This is a genomic window from Brevibacterium sp. HMSC063G07 (assembly GCF_001810665.1).
Classification (GTDB): Bacteria; Actinomycetota; Actinomycetes; order Actinomycetales; family Brevibacteriaceae; genus Brevibacterium.
In genome coordinates this window covers 209,544-225,409 of the sequence record NZ_KV802350.1, presented here as the reverse complement: position 1 = coordinate 225,409, position 15,866 = coordinate 209,544, and the positions used below count along the sequence as shown (strand labels likewise).

13 protein-coding genes are annotated in these 15,866 nt (G+C 63.7%); 1 reads left to right on the top strand and 12 read right to left on the bottom strand.

Features of this window, described 5'->3' with window-relative positions; translation table 11 throughout:
- Nucleotides 1–358: 358 nt before the first annotated feature.
- The 9 genes from tyrS to argC form a co-directional block, all read right to left on the bottom strand.
- A complete protein-coding gene (tyrS, locus tag HMPREF2757_RS06405; RefSeq protein ID WP_070574409.1) occupies nt 359–1,648 on the bottom strand; it encodes a tyrosine--tRNA ligase in 1,290 nt (429 codons plus the stop codon).
- A 110-nt stretch (nt 1,649–1,758) separates the two neighbouring features.
- Nucleotides 1,759–3,168: an argininosuccinate lyase gene (gene argH / locus HMPREF2757_RS06400; protein WP_070574407.1), complete on the bottom strand. Its 1,410-nt coding sequence runs from the start codon at nt 3,166–3,168 to the stop codon at nt 1,759–1,761.
- An 83-nt stretch (nt 3,169–3,251) separates the two neighbouring features.
- Nucleotides 3,252–4,460: an argininosuccinate synthase gene (locus HMPREF2757_RS06395; RefSeq protein ID WP_070574405.1), complete on the bottom strand. Its 1,209-nt coding sequence runs from the start codon at nt 4,458–4,460 to the stop codon at nt 3,252–3,254.
- A 44-nt stretch (nt 4,461–4,504) separates the two neighbouring features.
- Nucleotides 4,505–5,026 carry an arginine repressor gene (locus tag HMPREF2757_RS06390; protein WP_070574403.1) on the bottom strand — a complete coding sequence of 174 codons (522 nt, stop codon included), beginning with the start codon at nt 5,024–5,026 and terminating at the stop codon, nt 4,505–4,507.
- Nucleotides 5,023–5,961, bottom strand: coding sequence for an ornithine carbamoyltransferase (gene argF, locus HMPREF2757_RS06385; protein ID WP_070574401.1), 939 nt, complete (start codon nt 5,959–5,961; stop codon nt 5,023–5,025). Before argF ends, HMPREF2757_RS06390 begins: the two co-directional genes overlap by 4 nt.
- Nucleotides 5,958–7,154, bottom strand: a complete 1,197-nt coding sequence (locus HMPREF2757_RS06380; protein WP_083304144.1) for an acetylornithine transaminase — start codon at nt 7,152–7,154, stop codon at nt 5,958–5,960. The genes argF and HMPREF2757_RS06380 overlap by 4 nt, the downstream gene beginning before the upstream one ends.
- Nucleotides 7,147–8,082: an acetylglutamate kinase gene (gene argB / locus HMPREF2757_RS11440; protein WP_083304143.1), complete on the bottom strand. Its 936-nt coding sequence runs from the start codon at nt 8,080–8,082 to the stop codon at nt 7,147–7,149. The genes HMPREF2757_RS06380 and argB overlap by 8 nt, the downstream gene beginning before the upstream one ends.
- Nucleotides 8,079–9,230, bottom strand: coding sequence for a bifunctional glutamate N-acetyltransferase/amino-acid acetyltransferase ArgJ (gene argJ / locus HMPREF2757_RS06375; protein ID WP_070574397.1), 1,152 nt, complete (start codon nt 9,228–9,230; stop codon nt 8,079–8,081). Before argJ ends, argB begins: the two co-directional genes overlap by 4 nt.
- A complete protein-coding gene (gene argC / locus HMPREF2757_RS06370; protein ID WP_083304142.1) occupies nt 9,227–10,324 on the bottom strand; it encodes an N-acetyl-gamma-glutamyl-phosphate reductase in 1,098 nt (365 codons plus the stop codon). The genes argJ and argC overlap by 4 nt, the downstream gene beginning before the upstream one ends.
- A 73-nt stretch (nt 10,325–10,397) precedes the next feature.
- Between argC and HMPREF2757_RS06365 the strand changes: the two genes are divergently transcribed.
- Complete coding sequence (locus tag HMPREF2757_RS06365; RefSeq protein ID WP_070574393.1) at nt 10,398–11,369, top strand: quinone oxidoreductase family protein; 972 nt, start codon at nt 10,398–10,400, stop codon at nt 11,367–11,369.
- Between the two features lie 69 nt (nt 11,370–11,438).
- Here HMPREF2757_RS06365 and HMPREF2757_RS06360 read toward each other — a convergent pair whose 3' ends face one another.
- Genes HMPREF2757_RS06360 through pheS form a run of 3 tightly spaced genes read right to left on the bottom strand, consistent with a single transcriptional unit; the run spans nt 11,439 to nt 15,830 of the window.
- Entirely contained in the window at nt 11,439–12,251 is an 813-nt protein-coding gene (locus HMPREF2757_RS06360) for an SDR family NAD(P)-dependent oxidoreductase (RefSeq protein ID WP_070574391.1), read from the bottom strand.
- Nucleotides 12,252–12,261: 10 nt separating this feature from the next.
- The gene (pheT, locus tag HMPREF2757_RS06355; RefSeq protein WP_070574389.1) at nt 12,262–14,790 is read right to left on the bottom strand and encodes a phenylalanine--tRNA ligase subunit beta; all 2,529 of its coding nucleotides are present in this window, start codon (nt 14,788–14,790) and stop codon (nt 12,262–12,264) included.
- Nucleotides 14,790–15,830: a phenylalanine--tRNA ligase subunit alpha gene (pheS, locus tag HMPREF2757_RS06350; RefSeq protein ID WP_070574388.1), complete on the bottom strand. Its 1,041-nt coding sequence runs from the start codon at nt 15,828–15,830 to the stop codon at nt 14,790–14,792. Before pheS ends, pheT begins: the two co-directional genes overlap by 1 nt.
- Nucleotides 15,831–15,866 lie beyond the last annotated feature (36 nt).

Here is a 15,866-nt window from a genome sequence, read left to right as displayed (position 1 = left end):
AACAAACACGCTATTGAGTTGACAAAGAACAGACGCCAAAACCTTTCAGTCCGCAACAGCGAACCTTCCAGAATTGCTATGTTCAGGCCGAGGTTTCAATCCGTTAATCTCAGGTTTCCCTGCGACCGGATCTCTACTCTACCCTGCGGATTTTCTCTTTGCAACTTGCTTCCGTGTGAAGCCAGTCACTCGAAGAACTCCGTTCCGAGTCTGCTGCCTGATCCAGTTGCCTGAATCAGCATCTACATCACCGGCGGACTCGCACCCGCCCGTTTTCGGCAGCGAGGGCTAACTTAGTACACAGAAGGGAGCGGACGCAAATCCGCTCCCTTCTTCCGTCTTCGCGGACCGACTTCGGTCAGTTATCGCGCACGATCACAGCACCCAGCGTTCGCTTGCCGCGACGCAGCAGAACAGCCGATCCCCCGTCAATCGGAAGGAGCTGCTGACCGGTGAGCGGCGCCTCGGCATCCGTGACCCGCTCGTTGTTGATGTAGGCGCCGCCTTCCTTCACAGCACGACGGGCGTCGCCCTTCGATTTTACGATCCCCGATCCCGCAAAAGCGTCAGCAACCGACAGTCCCGCCGGGATCGCAGAGCTGTCGACTTCCAGACTCGGCAGCGAAGCAAGTGCCGAACCCAGCGTGGAAGGCTGGAGTTCGCGCAGGTCACCAGTGCCGAACAGCGCAGCCGCGGCGGCGAACGCCTGATCGGATTCTTCCTTGCCGTGTACGAGAGTCGTGACGTCCTCGGCGAGGGTTCGCTGCACCAAGCGCTTGTGCGGTTCAGCCTGGAACTGCTCGATGATGTCTTCGATTTCCTCCAGCGGACGCAGCGAGAACACGCGGAGGTAGCCCGGCGCATCGGCATCTGCCGTGTTGAGCCAGAACTGGCTGAAAGCGTACGGCGAGGTGAGCGAGGGATCCAACCACACGGTGCCCGATTCGGTCTTGCCGAACTTGGTGCCGTCAGCCTTGGTGATCAAGCGCGTGGACATGGCGTGCACCGATTTGCGCTCAACGCGGCGAATGAGATCAACACCGCTGGTGAGATTGCCCCACTGATCCGAACCGCCGGTCTGCAGCGTCACACCGTAGCGGCGGTTGAGCTCGAGGTAGTCATTGCCCTGCAGCAGCTGGTAGGCGAACTCGGTAAACGAGATGCCGTCTTCAGACTTCAGACGCGCGGCAACGGCTTCCTTGGCCAGCATGCGGTTAACGGAGAAGTGCTTGCCAACATCACGCAGGAAGTCCAGTGCGGAAATGTCCTTGGTCCAGTCGAGATTGTTGACCATGCGAGCCGCGTGCGGACCGTCGAAGTCCAGGAAGCGTTCAATCTGGGAGCGAATCTTCTCAACCCAGCCCTCAACGACATCGCGTTCATTGAGGGTCCGCTCCCCCGACATCCGCGGGTCGCCGATCAGACCGGTCGCACCGCCGACGAGCATGAGCGGGTTGTGGCCTGCCATCTGCAGGCGGCGGGCAACGAGCACCTGCACCAGATTGCCCATGTGAATACTGGGCGCAGTCGGGTCGAAGCCAACATAGAACGTCAGCGACCCGCCGGTGAGAGCTGCTCGAAGAGCGTCTTCGTCGGTCGTCTGCGCGGCAATTGCGCGAGCCTGGAGATCGCTGAGGACGTCGGTCACTTTTGGCCTTTCTGTTTCTGCTCTGTGGGAGCTTGAGCTCCACAGGGCATTCTACGTGTACAGACACGGCCGCGTGCCCAAGGTGCACGCGGCCGCCGTGTCGAGTTTGGTCAGTTCTGGGCGAACTCGCTGAGCAGGCGAAGCTGGGCCCGCGCGTTTTCCAGCTGAGTCTGCACGGCGCTGCGAGCGGTTCCGCCCTTGGCATTGCGCGAATCGACAGCGCCCAGGGTGCTGAGCACTTCGCGCATCTGCGGGGTGAAGTGCTCGGAGATTTCGGCGTAGTCGGCATCGCTGAGATCCCACAGTTCAACACCGCGGTCTTCGGCTTTCTTCACGGCAGCACCGGAAAGTTCGTGCGCCACGCGGAACGGCACACCCTCGCGGACCAGCCATTCGGCAATATCGGTTGCCAGCGCAAAACCGCGCGGAGCAAGCTGCGCCATGCGCTCAGTGTTGAACTCCGCCGTGGCGATCATGCCGGCAAACGCCGGCAGCAGGAGTGTGAGCGTGTCAACCGCGTCGAAGATCGGCTCTTTGTCCTCCTGCAGGTCGCGGTTGTACGCCAGAGGCTGAGCTTTCAGTGTGACCAGCAGGCTGGTCAGATCGCCGATGAGCCGTCCCGCCTTTCCGCGGGTGAGCTCGGCGACGTCTGGGTTCTTCTTCTGCGGCATGATCGACGATCCAGTCGAGTAGTTGTCCGACAGTTTTATGAAGGAGAACTCATTGGTGTTCCAGAGGATGATCTCTTCGGACAGACGAGAAAGGTCCACGCCGATCATCGCCGTCACCCACGCGAACTCGGCGAAGATGTCGCGGCTGGCGGTGCCGTCGATCGAGTTCTCCGTCGAGGTGGGGAAGCCGAGGTCCTCCGCCACCGCCTGCGGGTCCAGACCGAGTGAAGAACCAGCCAGAGCGCCCGAACCATAGGCGGACACCGCGGCTCGCTTGTCAAGGTCCATGAGCCTTTCAACGTCACGCATGAGCGGCCACGCGTGGGCCAGCAGGTGGTGGGCAAGGAGAACCGGCTGAGCGTGCTGAAGGTGCGTGCGGCCGGGCATGGGAGCATCCGGGTGGGCTGCCGCCTGGGTCACGAGCGCTTCGACAACAGCAAGAACCTGCTGGGCAATGACGCGCGAAGAGTCGCGAACGTACATCCGGCCCATTGTGGCGATCTGGTCGTTGCGGCTGCGGCCGGCTCGCAGCTTGCCGCCGAGCTCGGTTCCGGCAATCTCAAGCAGACCGCGTTCAAGAGCAGAGTGGACGTCCTCGTCGGATTCAACGGGAGCGAACTCTCCCGATGCCACCCGACGGCCCAGTTCGTCGAGGGCCTTGAGCATCCCCTCGAGTTCGGCTTCGTCAAGCAGCCCAGCCCTGTGCAGAACGCGAGCGTGAGCACGCGAACCGGCCAGGTCATACTGTGCCAGACGCCAGTCAAAATGCGTCGATTTCGAAAGCTTTGCCAAATCGTCGGCGGGACCGGAGCCGAACCGCCCGCCCCACAGGCTTACTCGTTCTGTCACGTCACAATCCTTTCTGCACACCGTAAAGCCCCGGCTCGACCCGACCAGTCCATTCTGACCGGCCGGGCCGAGTCGGGCACTCATCACGCCTGGTTCTGAACCCGCTGGTTGCGGTCGCTGGCCGTGCGGGCCGAAAGACCGTAGATGTCGATGAAGCCGCGGGCAGCCGACTGGTCGAAGGTCTGGCCCTCGTCGTAGGTGGCCAGCCCGAAGTCGTACAGCGAGTTCGGGGACTTCCGTCCGGTGACGACAGCGCGGCCACCGTGCAGGGTCATGCGGATATCGCCGTTGACGTGCTTCTGCGTATCGAGGATGAACGCGTCGAGCGAGCCCTTGAGCTCGGAGAACCACTGGCCGTCGTAGACGAGTTCGGTCCAGCGCTGCTCCACGGAGCGCTTGAAGCGCAGCTGCTCGCGCTCCAGCGTGATGCGCTCGAGTTCACGGTGAGCTTCGATCAGCGTGATCGCTCCGGGAGCTTCGTAGATTTCACGGCTCTTGATGCCCACCAGACGGTCTTCGACGATGTCGATCCGGCCGATGCCGTGCTGACCTGCGCGGTGGTTGAGCTTCTCAATCGCCTGCAGAGGTGTCACGGCCTCACCGTCAATGGCAACCGGAATGCCCTGTTCGAAGGTGATGACGACCTCATCGGGAGCCGGTGGGAACGCCGGGTCGTCGGTGTAGTCGTAGACGTCCTTGGTGGGGCCGTTCCAGATGTCTTCGAGGAAGCCGGTCTCAACAGCGCGCCCCCACACGTTCTGGTCGATGGAGAACGGGTTGGACTTGGTCGTGATGATCGGAAGGTCGTTCTTTTCGGCGTATTCGATTGCCGCTTCGCGCGTCAGCGCAAGGTCGCGGACGGGTGCGATGCAGTCGAGGTCGGGAGCCAGGGTCGTGATGGCGACTTCAAAGCGCACCTGGTCATTGCCCTTGCCGGTGCAGCCGTGGGCGACGGTGCTCGCACCGTACTGGCGGGCGGCTGCGACGAGGTGCTTGGCGATCAGCGGCCGCGACAGAGCGGAGACGTTCGGGTAGGCGTCCATGTACATGGTGTTCGCCTGCAGTCCCGGCATGCAGTACTCGGCGGCGAATTCGTCGCGCGCGTCTGCAACATAGGCTTCGACGGCACCGCAGTCCAGGGCGCGCTGGCGGACGGTTTCGAGGTCTTCCCCGCCCTGGCCTACGTCGACGGCCATTGCGACGACTTCCTTGCCGGTGGCTTCCTGGATCCATCCGATGGCGACAGAGGTGTCGAGGCCGCCGGAGTATGCGAGAACAATGCGATCAGTCATTGTGTTCTCCTTTCTTCTGGTGTCTGAGTTCTGAATGTCTGTGGTCACACGCTGTCTGCGGCCAGGTCGAGCATGAAGCGGGCGACTTCTTCTCCCCCGTCCGGTTTGCGGGCGATGACCATAACGGTGTCGTCACCTGCAATGGTGCCCAGCACGTTCGGCAGCGACGAACGGTCGAGGGCGCTGGCCAGGTACTGGGCGGCACCGGCCGGGGTGCGCAGCAGGACGAGGTTGCCGGAGGCTTCCGCTGAAACCAGCAGCTCTTCGAGAAGCCGCTGAAGCTTCGCGTCGATGAGTTCGCCTCCCACACCCTGTTCTAGGGAGCGGTCACCGCCTTCTCCCGGAACGGCGTAGACCGCTCCGGCACTCGTGCGGACCTTGACCGCTCCGAGTTCCACCAGGTCGCGCGACAGCGTGGCCTGAGTGACGAGGATGCCCGCATCGGCGAGTCTGCCGGCCAGTTCCGACTGCGAGCGCACTCGGTGCCTGCGGATGATGTCCGCGATATGCGAATGGCGGGCAGTTTTTGTGCTGGGAACGGATGCGCTCTGTTGAGGCGCTGTCATGAGCGCCCCACCAGCCACGCGAGAAGCGCTTTCTGCGCGTGCAGCCTGTTCTCAGCCTCGTCGAAGACAACGGAAGCGGGACCGTCGATGACTTCGGCATCCACCTCGTGCCCCCGGTAGGCGGGCAGGCAGTGCATGAAGATCGGGTTCCGTCCCAGGTCCATGAGATCCTGAGTGACTCGATACGGCACGAACGGCGAGTCCTCGCCGGATCGGCCGTCGTCTTCCTGCCCCATGGAGATCCACGTGTCGGTTACGAGGACGTCGGCGGCGTGCGCGGCTGCGGCGGGGTCTTCCGTGACGAGCACCGAACTGCCGGTCGTTTCGCCCAGGCAGCGCGCTTCTTCCACGATGTGGACAGCCGGGTGTGCCGAAGCGGGTGCGGCAACGGCAACGTCCATTCCAGCATTCGCGCAGGCCAAAAGGTAGGAGTGCGCCATGTTGTTCGCTCCGTCGCCGAAATAGGCAAGTTTGAGCCCGGCAAGGCCATTGCCTTCACCCGTGCCGCGGTGCTCGCGGATGGTCAGCAGGTCGGCCAGCAGCTGGCACGGGTGGAAGTCATCCGACAGCGAGTTGATGACCGGCACGCTCGAATGCGCGGCCATTTCCTCCAGCCCCGCGTGGTCGAAGGTGCGCCACACGATGGCAGACACCATGCGAGAGAACACTCGCGCCGAATCGGCAATCGACTCCTTGTGGCCCATCTGAGACTCACCGGGGTTGATGATGAGCGGACTGCCCCCGAGGGAAGCGATTCCTGCGGCAAACGATACGCGGGTGCGCGTCGACGTCTTGTCGAACACAACGGCCACCGTCTGCGGTCCTGCCAACGGTTGGAAAGCGTAGGGCTCGGCTTTCATCCTCTGGGCGAGGTCAAGGACTTCACCCAGTTCTCCCGGTGTCAGGTCCGTGTCTTTGAGGAAATGTCGGGTCATTCGCTCTGTCCTCCTTTCTTGAGGATATCCGGCACGGCGGAAAGAAAAGCGCGGATCTCATCGGGGCTGATGATGAGCGGCGGTGCCAGGCGGATACGGTTCGGGCCCACGGCGTTGACGAGGAAACCGGCCTCGAGTGCGGCCGCGGTGAACTTCTTCGCTGAGACCGGCGCAATGTCGAAGGACAGCAGCAGACCCTCACCGCGGACATCGGTGACTCCCGGAATGGAGTCGAGGCCCCGGCGCAGCAGCAGCCCGGCTTCGCGGACGTGGTCGAGGACGGCGTCTGCTTCGATGACATCGAGAACCGCGTTGGCTGCCGCGCACGCAATGGGATTGCCTCCGAACGTTGTGCCGTGCTGGCCGGCCGTGAGAAGGGAAGAGACTTCTTCTCCGAAGGTCACGAGCGCGCCGATCGGCAGGCCCCCGCCCAGACCCTTGGCCAAGGTCATTGCGTCGGGCCGCACACCCTCGCCGATCGCCGGGTGCTGGAACGCGTACCAGCTGCCGGTCCTGCCGACACCGGTCTGCACTTCATCGAAGATGAGCAGGGCACCCACGGAATCGGCTGCTTCACGTGCCGCCGTGAGATAGCCCCGGGGGTGGGGGCGCACCCCCGCTTCCCCCTGAATGGGTTCGATGATGATTGCCGAGGTGTTCTCATCCACCGCGTTCTGAAGCGCCTGGACGTCACCGAAGGGAACATGCTGGGCTCCTGGCACCAGCGGAGCGAAAGGCTGGCGGTAGGCCTCTTTTGCCGTCAGCGACAGCGCACCCATAGTGCGGCCGTGAAAAGCGCCATCCACCGCGATGATCCCGGTGCGGCCGGGCTTGGCGCGGCGGGTGAGTTTGACGGCGGCCTCGTTTGCTTCACTGCCGGAATTGCACAGGAACACCTTCGAACCGGCCGGCGCCTGCGCTGTGCTGAGAATGCGCTGGGCCAAACGAATCTGCTGGTCCGAGGTGTAGAAGTTTGAGATCTGCCCCAGTTCGGCGGTCTGCCGACTGACGGCTTCGACAACTGCCGGGTGAGCGTGTCCCAGGCTGTTCACCGCAATGCCGCCGAGGAAGTCGACATAGCGCCTGCCATCGGAATCTTCGACTACCGCGCCTTTGCCCGTGACGAGCTTCTTCTGCGGATCTCCGTACACCGGCAGCAGACTGCCGCGATAATCATCCAGCCATTCAGCCATTGGTTCCTCCCTTGGCGGGTTTGACGTCGGCGATGAGCGTGCCGATTCCCATGTCCGTGAAGATTTCCAGAAGGACCGAGTGCGCGGTGCGGCCGTCGACAACGTGCACCTGTTTGACACCGGCATCCACCGCATCGAGTGCGGCAGTCATCTTCGGGATCATGCCGGAGTCGAGCTTCGGCAGCAGTTCGCGCAGCTCAGCCGGAGCGATTTCGCTGATGAGACTGTCGGTGTCAGGCCAGTCAGCGTAGAGTCCGGGGACGTCGGTGAGCATGATGAACTTATCGGCCCGCATCTCCCGGGCAATTGCCGCAGCGGCCAGGTCCGCGTTGACGTTGAGCGGATTGTCGCCGCTGGCGCCCAGCTCGGCAGCAATAGAGCACACCACCGGAACGCGCCCGGAATCCAGCAGGTCGTGCAGCAGCTGTGTATTGACAGACGTGATGTTGCCGACGCGGCCGAGACTCGTGAGCTCGCCATCCACCTCGACAGACGCGGGGGCAGCCAGCAGGAGATCGCCGTCCTCACCCGACAGGCCGACAGCTGCCGAGCCGTGTTCGTTGATGCGCGACACAATGCTGCGGTTCACGTGACCGGAGAGCACCATGCGGATGACGTCAATGGCTTCTTCAGAGGTCACGCGCTGACCGGCGACGAATTCGCTTTCGATTCCCAGCCGGTCGAGCATCGTGCTGATCTGCGGCCCACCGCCGTGGACGACGATCGGGCGGATGCCGGCAAAGCGCAGAAACGAGATGTCATCCGCAAAAGTCTGCTGCAGCTCCGGGGAGACCATGGCGTTGCCGCCGTATTTGATGACTATGGTGGCGCCCGCGAAAGTCTTGATCCACGGCAGAGCCTCCGTGAGGATCTCCGCTTTGGTCTGCGCTTTGACCAGGCGCTGGGCGGGTGAGAGTTTGTCGGTCATGATGCTGCAGAGCTGTTCTCGGTGACGTATTCGTGGGTGAGATCGTTGGTGAAGATCGTCGCTTCGGCCTGGCCGCTGTTGAGGTTGATCTCAATGTTGATCTTGCGGCCGAACTTCACCTTCGCGGGGTCTTCGTGCGGTGCAGTTGCCCGGCACACCTGAACTCCGTTGAAGCTGACGTCGAGGTTTTCGGGATCAAACTCCGCCTGCGCTGTGCCGACTTGCGCGAGAACGCGACCCCAGTTGGGGTCCTCCCCCATAAGTGCTGTCTTGACAAGGTTTGAGCGCGACACGGTGCGGCCGACTTCGACGGCGTCGTCTTCGCTCGCGGCTCCTGTAACGGTGATTTCAACGTCGTGGGCGGCACCTTCGGCATCGGCCATGAGCTGGCGGGCAAGGTCAGTGCACACCTCGGTCAGCAGGGCTGTGAATTCGGCTTCGTCCGCTTCTGCTCCGGCCCCCGACGACAGCAGTGCGACGGTGTCGTTAGTCGACCGGCAGCCGTCGGAGTCCAGCCGGTCGAAGCTTTTGGCCGTTGCACTGCGCAGCGCCCGGTCGAGCTGTTCTGGGCTGAGCTTGGCATCGGTTGTGATGACGACGATCATCGTCGCAAGTGACGGTGCGAGCATGCCTGCACCCTTGGCCATTGCGCCGATGGTGTAGCCGGAGCCTTCCGCGAGCGCTTCTTTGGAAACAGAGTCCGTGGTGAGGATGGCCTGTGCGGCATCGGCGCCACCGGACGCGGACGCAGATTCGACCAGACCCGGAACTCCCCCGACCAGCCGGGTGCGGAAGTCCTCTCCCCCGGTGCCGATGAGCCCGGTGGAGCACACGAGGACGTCGTCAGCACTGCATCCGACAGCATCCGCAACCGCGTGCGCGGTCAGCTTCGTCGTTTCGAAGCCGAAGTCACCCGTGAAGCAGTTGGCGCAGCCAGAGTTGATGATGGCCGCACGGACCTGGCCGTCGCGCGTGCGCGGCTGTGACCACTTCACGGGGTTCGCTTTGCACTTGTTGGAGGTGTAGACGACGGCGGCGTTTGTGCTGGGACCGTCGTTGATGACTACGGCGAAGTCCTTTTTGCCGCTCGGCTTGATGCCGACGGTGGTTCCGGCGGCGCGAAAGCCCGGTGCTGCGGTGACGCTCACGGTGCAACTCCTTCGTGTGGAAGATCTGATGTTTCTTCGAGTCCGAGCGCAATGTGCGCCGACTGCACCGCTTGGCCTGCGGTGCCGCGGACGAGGTTGTCAATGGCAATACAGACCGTGACGGTCGCGGCGCGGCCATCGAGGGCCCACTGCAGGTGGGCCTGGTTAGATCCCGCGGTCGCCGACGTGTTGGGCCACTGGCCGTGCGGCAGCACGGTGACAAAGGGTTCGGAATCATAGGCCGAGGCGAAAGCCGCGCTGATCTTCTCCTGTGCCTGGCCGACATCAGCACCGGCCGCAAGAGGCGCCGAGACGGTTGCCAGGATTCCGCGGGACATCGGCACGAGCGTCGGGGTGAAAGTGATGCGGGCGGAGCCTGCAAGGGGATCTTCACCTGCCGCAAGAGCGAGGTTCTGTTCGATTTCGGGGATGTGGCGATGGGTTCCGCCGACCGCGTACGGGCTGGCCCCGCCGAGGATCTCGGAGGCCAGCAGGTGCGGTTTGAGAGCCTTGCCCGCACCTGATACGCCGTTGGCCAAAACGGCTGTCAGCCGGGTGTGGTCGATAAGTCCCGCGTGCACGAGCGGCTGCACTCCGAGGGTCACCGCCGTGACATTGCATCCGGGCACGGCGATGCGCGTGGCACCTTGCAGCTGCCGCCGCTGGGTGGTGTGGTCCGTGCTGCCGGGGCCACCGAGCATGAGCTCGGGCAGGCCGTAGGTCCACGTGCCGGGATGTTCCGAACCGTAGTAGCTTCTCCACGCGTCCGGGTCGATGAGCCGGTGATCGGCAGCGAGGTCCACGATGAGGGTTGCGGGGCTGAGCTTTTCAAGCTCAGCGGCAATTGCTCCGGACTGGCCGTGCGGCAGGGCCAGGAACACAACGTCGTGCCCGGCCAGAGTCGCGGCCGAAGAGTCCGCAATCGTCATGTCGGAATAAGCGTGGAGGTGAGGCTGTTGCTCTCCAAGGAGATCACCGACTGTGGAGTGTCCGCAGACGGTTGTCACCGTGAAGCTCGGGTTGCCTGCCAGCAGGCGGAGGACTTCCCCGCCCGCGTATCCCGTGGCTCCCGATACCGCGACTGAATAAACCATATGCATAAGCATACATTGGCAAGATAAATTATTCATCAGTCATCCTGCTGTTGCCAGCATTTCAAGGAGGAACATGTACGCAGTTCAGGCAGTCCGACAAGGCGGACCCGAAGTTCTTGAGTACACCGAAGTCGAAACACCCTCCCCCGGTCCCGGCGAAGTCCTCGTCGACGTCAAAGCCGCCGGCGTGAACTTCATCGACACCTATCGGCGCGGCGGCATGTACCCCATGCCCTTTCCTCACATCGTCGGCGTTGAAGGCTCCGGGGTCGTTGCCGAACTCGGCGAGGGCGTTGAGGGCATTGACGTCGGTCAGCGCGTGGCCTGGACAGACGTTCACGGCTCCTACGCGCAGAACATCGTGGTCAAGGCCGAAGAGCTGCTGCCCCTGCCCGACGGCGTGGACTTCGAAACCGCTGCCGCCGTGCCCCTGCAGGGGATGACCGCGCAGTACCTGGTGACAGACTCCCACGAAATCAAGCCAGGCCAGACGGCTCTCGTCCACGCTGCCGCCGGCGGTGTCGGCCTGCTGCTGACCCAGTTCATCAAGCACTTGGGCGGCCGGGTCATCGGCACGGTGTCAACAGAAGAAAAGGCCGAACTGGCCCGCGCAGCGGGAGCTGATCACGTTTTCCTCTACGGGGACGGTGTCGACATCCGCGAGGAGGTCATGGCCTTCACCGACGGCAAGGGCGTTGACGTCGCCTATGACGGGGTCGGCAAAGACACTTTCGACGCCTCGCTGGCCTCTATCCGCCCGCGCGGCTCCATGGTGCTCTTCGGGGCAGCCTCCGGTGCTGTTCCGCCGTTCGACATTCAGCGGCTGAACTCCAGCGGCGGAATCTTCCTGTCCCGGCCTTCCACGAAGTGGTTCATCGACTCTCCCGAAGAACTGCACAAGCGCGCGGGGCAGCTCTTTGCGGGACTCGACGAGGGATGGCTGAAATTCCGCGTCGGCCAGACCTTCCCGCTCGAACAGGCCCGCCAGGCCCACGAAGCACTCGAGGGCCGCGCCACCACCGGCAAGGTCGTGCTGACGGTCTGATTCAGTCGACACAGAGAACGAGGCGGAGCTCACCGAGATCGGTGAGCTCCGCCTCGTTCTTCTGCTGGGTCAGTCCATGCGCACGGCCAGCCGACGGAAGTCGTCGGCAAGACCAGCCGCGGCGGTCTCGGCAAGCGAATCCGGGGTGTCGAGGCCTGCGCGCACAAAGCGGCCGGAATAGGCGTCGAGGTCGCCCGAGGCGAGCGCGAGGGCCAAAGCTGCGACGTCTTCGGGATCAGTCCAGTCGGAACTGCCCCGCCAGTCGTGCATTGCCATCGAGCCGGTCATGTCGGATTCGATGACCCCCGGGGCCATTTCGAAGATCCGCAGGCCCTTGTCATAGCCGTAGACGTGTACCGAATCAGCCAGGCGGAACAGGGCTGCCTTGGATGCCGAGTAGGCAGCGTAAGCGGGTGTTCCCTGCGCGCCGGAACCGGAATTGAGATCGATGATCCGGCACGCCCGGCCCGTTGTGTCGGCTGTTTCCAGCAGGCGCTCGGCGAAGGCGCGAACAACGAGGAACGGCCCGCGAATGTTCGTATCAAGCGTGCGCATCAACTGCTCGGCGGGAACATTCCACACGGGGCCTTCTGGGCTTTCCACCACGCCGGCGTTGTTGATGACCGTCGTAATGGGCTCGCCCAGCTGCTCTTCGATTTCTGCGGTGCGCTGGGCAAGAGCCTCAACTGATGCGGGGTCTGCCGCTTGGAGCTGCACACCAATGACCCGGGTGCCGCGAGCCTGGGCGATCTGCTGGGCCGCAGAGGCCGCACGGGCTTCATCAGTTGCCGTGAGGATGACGTTCCACCCGTCGGCCGCGAAGCCATCGGCCAGGTGGTGGCCGATGCCTCGCGAACCTCCGGTGATGAGGACGGTGCTCATGACTCTGCGCTCACGCCTCCCCGCCGGTGCGGGCTACCGCACCGTATGCCTTTTCGACTGCGGCGGTTGCGGCTTCGCGCAGGGCCGAGGCCTCGTCGCTTGTCATAGTGCGGTCGGCGGCCCGGAAGGTCATGCGGAATGCAAGCGACTTTTTGCCTTCCCCCACCTGTTCGCCCCGGTACTCGTCGAACAGTTCAAGCCCTTCGAGATCGCTGCCGATGGCTTCGCGCATGGTGTCTACAAGGTCGCCGATCGCGATGCTGTCATCCACGATGAGCGCCACGTCCTGCCTGGACACCGGGTAGGTGGACAGGGCACCCGACCAGCGGCGCTCTGCCGGAGTGTCCAGTACAGAATCGAGAACGACCTCGAATGCAACCGTGCGGGCCGGCAGCCCGAGCGTTTCGACGACCTTGGGGTGCAGCTCACCGGCGTGGCCGAACAGCGTGCCGTCTGCCAGGCGGAATTCAGCGCAGCGGCCGGGGTGGAACGGTGCGCGGTCAGACGCCGTCGGCGTCACGCTCTGGCCGAGAGCCGCTGCGATTCGCTTGACGATCTCGATCACGTCCATCGCTTCGGCCCTGCGGCCCTTGCCCCACACGCCTTCGAGGTCCCAGTTGCCCGACACGATCCCAGCCGCGTGCAGCGGCTGGTGAGGAACAGCGTCAAAGATCGCTGCGCGCTCTTCTTCCGTGGGGTAGTACCCCGGTGCGAAGGTTTCACTGGCCGGCAGCTGGGCAGTTTCAGGCTGGGTGACCAGCCCGATTTCGAACAGTGCGGTGTCCTTGAAGCCGCGTCCCTGGTTGCGCAGCTGCGCGTCGACGAGTGTCGGCAGCAGCTCGGTGCGCAGCAGCGGCTGGTCGTCGCTGAGCGGGTTGGCCAAGCGCAGGTTGTTCCGTCGCGGATCGTCTTGCGGAATCCGGAGGGCGTCCTGCCGTGCTTCTGACGTGAACGGGTAGGTCAGCACTTCTGTCAGGCCGAGGTCGGCAAGCAGGTTCGACACCGCGCGGCGGGATGTCTGGCGGCGGGTGAGCCCTTCTCCGCCAGGGGCCTGCGGAACAATTGACGGGATCTGGTCGTAGCCGTTGACTCGCGCAATTTCCTCAACGAGGTCTTCCGCGTCGGTCAGGTCCGGGCGCCACGACGGCACTGTCACGCTGTAGTCGGCACCGCTGTCGTCGACTTCGCAGCCGACGGCGCGCAGGGCGCCGATCACTTGGTCATCGGTGTAGTCAATGCCCACGAGTTCTGCCGTGCGGGTCTTCGGCAGGCTCACCTCACGAGGCGCCGGAAGACTGCCGGGGATCGATGCTGTTGCGTCTGCCTGGCCACCTGCCATCTGGGTGAGCAGCTGTGCGGCGCGGGCGACTGCGGCCGGGCCCAGCGCCGGGTCGACTCCGCGTTCGAAGCGCTTGGCGGCTTCGCTCGGCAGGCGGTGCCTGCGGGCTGTGCGGGCAATCGACACGGGGTCCCAGTGAGCGCCTTCGATGAGCACATCGACGGTCGTGTCGCTGACTTCGGAATCTGCCCCGCCCATGACACCGGCCAGGCCGAGAAGCTCTTCGCTGCCGTCGGCGCTGATTCCGGTGACCACCACGTCTTCTGGGTGAATGCTCCGTTCGACGTCGTCGAGCGTGGTGAGCTTGTCGCCCTTGCGACCGCGGCGCACGACGATCCGCTCGCCGACGTTGGCGAGATCGTAGGCGTGCAGCGGCTGGCCGAGTTCGAGCATGACGTAGTTGGTGATGTCCACGACCAGCGAAATGGGACGCATGCCAGCCTCCAGCAGGCGCTTGGCCATCCAGAACGGGGTCTGTGCTGTCGGGTCGATGCCGCGCACGCGCAGGGCTGTGAAGCGGGTGCAGCCGTCGTTGCCGTGAATGGGGGCGTCGTCGGTGAGCTCGACCGGGTGCCCCTCACCGGCAACGACCGGGGCGACCGCCAGAGCGGGGTCGGCGTAGTTCTGCTCTTTCAGAAGAGCGTATTCGCGGCCGATGCCGCGCATCGACATCTGATATCCGCGGTCGGGCGTGATGTTGACGTCGAGGACTTCGTGGTTCAGCCCCAGCAGTTCCGCGGCGTCTTGGCCGGCGGTCAGATCGGCAAAGCCGAACTCGGTGAGCACGATGATGCCGTCGTGATCATCACCCAAGCCCAGTTCGCGCGCCGAGCAGATCATGCCGTCAGAGATGTGGCCGTAGGTCTTGCGTGCCGCAATGGCGAAATCACCGGGCAGAACAGCACCGGGCAGCGCTGCGACAACGTAGTCGCCGACGCCGAAGTTGTGTGCACCGCACACAATGCCCTGTGGTTCCTTGCGGCCGACGTCGACGGTGCACCAGTTGATGGTTTTGCCGTTGGAGTGCTTTTCGGGTTCGCAGGTCAGGACTCGGCCGACAACCAGCGGGCCGGTGACTGCCGGACCGATGTAGTCCTCTTCTTCCAAGCCGATGCCAGCAAGTTCAGCAGCGAGTTCGTGAGCGTCGAGGTTCTTAGGCAGGTCGACGTATTCGGCCAGCCATTCCAAGGGTACGAGCATCAGTTCATCACTCCGAAAGCCTTCGAGAAGCGGATATCGCCTTCCACCATGTCGTGCATGTCGTTGATTCCCTCACCCAGCATGAGCGTGCGTTCGATGCCCATGCCGAAGGCAAAGCCCTGGTAGACATCCGGGTCAATGCCGGATGCGCGCAGCACGTTGGGGTGGACCATGCCGCAGCCACCCCATTCGATCCAGCCGGGGCCGCCTTTCTTCTGGGGGAACCAGAAGTCGATTTCGGCGCTCGGCTCGGTGAACGGGAAGAAGCTGGGGCGCAGGCGCGTGTATGCTTCCGGACCGAACATGGCGCGGGCAAAAGCATCGAGCGTGCCCTTCAGGTGTGCCATTGTCAGGCCCTTGTCAATGGCGATGCCCTCAACCTGATGGAACACCGGGGTGTGCGTGGCATCGAGTTCGTCAGTGCGGAAGGTCTTGCCGGGGCAGACCACGTAGAGAGGAACACCGCGGTTCAGCAGCGAACGCGACTGCACCGGCGAAGTGTGGGTGCGCATGACCAGGTGGGCCGATGCGGGCTCGACGAAGAACGTGTCCTGCATCTGGCGGGCCGGATGGTCGGGACCGAAGTTGAGCGAATCGAAGTTGAGCCATTCGTGTTCGACTTCGGGGCCTTCCGCAACTTCCCAGCCGTGGCCGACGAAGTGATCGGCAATCTTCTCCTGCAGCAGCTGCAGCGGGTGGCGGGCGCCGACCGGCCGACGGGTGGAGGGTCCGGTGACGTCAATGGCCTCGGCGACGAGCACGCGGGCGTCGCGTTCGGCTTCGAGTTCTTCCTGGCGGGCTTTAAAGGCCTGGGCGATCCGTCCGCGTGATGTGCCCACAAGCTTTCCGGCCTGGGCCTTCTGGGATTTGTCGAGCTTTCCGATTTCGCGGTTGGCAAGGGCCAGCGGGGCTTTATCACCCATGTGCGCAATGCGAACCGTCTTGAGTTCGTCGAGGTCGTCGGCTGCGGCAAAAGCCGTCAGCGCTTCCTCCATTGCAGCGGTGACGGCAGCCTCGTCAAGCGGGTCAATGACGGACATCTGCCTTCTTTCTCAGATGGTTGGACAACGTTCTGC

Excerpts from the sequence above, each read along its gene's own strand:
- HMPREF2757_RS06380 (WP_083304144.1), bottom strand. The coding sequence starts at position 7,154 with ATGGCTGAATGGCTGGATGATTATCGCGGCAGTCTGCTGCCGGTGTAC.
- argB (WP_083304143.1), bottom strand. The coding sequence starts at position 8,082 with ATGACCGACAAACTCTCACCCGCCCAGCGCCTGGTCAAAGCGCAGACC.
- HMPREF2757_RS06360 (WP_070574391.1), bottom strand. The coding sequence starts at position 12,251 with ATGAGCACCGTCCTCATCACCGGAGGTTCGCGAGGCATCGGCCACCAC.
- argF (WP_070574401.1), bottom strand. The coding sequence starts at position 5,961 with ATGACCCGACATTTCCTCAAAGACACGGACCTGACACCGGGAGAACTG.
- HMPREF2757_RS06390 (WP_070574403.1), bottom strand. The coding sequence starts at position 5,026 with ATGACAGCGCCTCAACAGAGCGCATCCGTTCCCAGCACAAAAACTGCC.
- pheT (WP_070574389.1), bottom strand. The coding sequence starts at position 14,790 with ATGCTCGTACCCTTGGAATGGCTGGCCGAATACGTCGACCTGCCTAAG.
- HMPREF2757_RS06395 (WP_070574405.1), bottom strand. The coding sequence starts at position 4,460 with ATGACTGATCGCATTGTTCTCGCATACTCCGGCGGCCTCGACACCTCT.
- pheS (WP_070574388.1), bottom strand. The coding sequence starts at position 15,830 with ATGTCCGTCATTGACCCGCTTGACGAGGCTGCCGTCACCGCTGCAATG.
- argC (WP_083304142.1), bottom strand. The coding sequence starts at position 10,324 with ATGGTTTATTCAGTCGCGGTATCGGGAGCCACGGGATACGCGGGCGGG.
- HMPREF2757_RS06365 (WP_070574393.1), top strand. The coding sequence starts at position 10,398 with ATGTACGCAGTTCAGGCAGTCCGACAAGGCGGACCCGAAGTTCTTGAG.